1 protein-coding gene is annotated in these 1,220 nt (G+C 75.9%); it reads left to right on the top strand.

The window, feature by feature from the left end; genetic code table 11:
• The coding region (locus ABZW03_RS41000; RefSeq protein WP_355269994.1) for an asparagine synthase C-terminal domain-containing protein at nucleotides 1-1,162 on the top strand (1,162 nt) is incomplete at its 5' end.
• Nucleotides 1,163-1,220: the final 58 nt, after the last annotated feature.

Here is a 1,220-nt window from a genome sequence, read left to right as displayed (position 1 = left end):
CCACCGGCGCTACTGGGCGCCGGAGGCCGCCGAGCACACCGACGACGAGCGGACCACCGTCCGGCGGGTGCGCGCCCTGCTCGCCGACACCGTGCGCCGGCAGGCCGCCGACACCGGCGTCAAGCCCGGCGCCCTGCTCTCCGGCGGCCTGGACTCCAGCGCCATCGTCGGCCTGGCCGCGGCCGGCGGCGAGAAGGTCGCCACCTACTCGGTCGACTTCGCCGGCAGCGAGACCGACTTCAAGGCGGACGCCCTGCACGTCAGCCGGGACGCCCCGTACGTGCGGGCGGTGGTCGACCACGTGGGCACCCGGCACACCGAGATCCTGCTGGACGCCCCCTCGCTGCTCGACCACCTGGGTGCCACCCTGCGGGCCCGCGACCTGCCCGGCGTCGGCGACCTCGACGTCTCGCTGCACCTGCTCTTCCGCGAGGTGCGCGGCCACGCCGAGGTGGTGCTCTCCGGCGAGGGCGCGGACGACGTCTTCGGCGGCTTCCCCTGGTTCGCCGCCGAGGCCGCGCAACCGACCGCCAACTTCCCCTGGTCGGCCGGGATCACCGACCGCAGCGGGATGCTCTCCGCCGAGTTGCGCCGCCACCTGGACGTGGACGCCGAGGTGGCCGCCCGCTACGGCGAGGCGCTCGCCGAAGTCCCGCGGCTGGCGGGCGAGTCGGGCGCGGACCACCGCCTGCGCGAGGCCTTCCACCTCCAGCTCACCCGCTTCCTGCCGTTCCTGCTGGACCGCAAGGACCGGATGAGCTTCTCGGCCGGCCTGCTGGTCCGGCTGCCGTTCACCGACCACCGGCTGGTCGAGTACGTGTGGAACACCCCGTGGGCGCTCAAGCGGCTCGGCGGCCAGGAGAAGGGCCTGCTGCGCGAGGCGGTCGCCGACCTGCTGCCCACCGAGGTGGTGCGGCGGCAGAAGAGCGGCTTCCCGTTCGGGCAGAGCCCGGAGTACCTGGAGGCGGTCCGCGAGGCCGTCCGCGCCCTGCTCGCCGACCGCGACTCGCCGGTCCTGCCGCTGCTGAACACCGAGGCGCTGCGCGCCCAGGTGGACGGCGGCGGCTGGCACACCGGCACCTTCACCCCACCGCCCTGGCTGCCGCGCGCCCTGCTGCTGGACGCCTGGCTGCGGACGTACGGCGTCCGCGTGGTGCTCTGACCGGCCGCTCCGCCGCGGCGCCGCCCGTACCCCCGCTCCACCGGGGTGCGGGCGGCGC

The organism is Kitasatospora sp. NPDC004799 (assembly GCF_040609095.1).
GTDB lineage: Bacteria > Actinomycetota > Actinomycetes > Streptomycetales > Streptomycetaceae > Kitasatospora.
The sequence above is the reverse complement of the archived record's forward strand: the minus strand, read 5'-3'. Positions and strand labels throughout refer to the sequence as shown.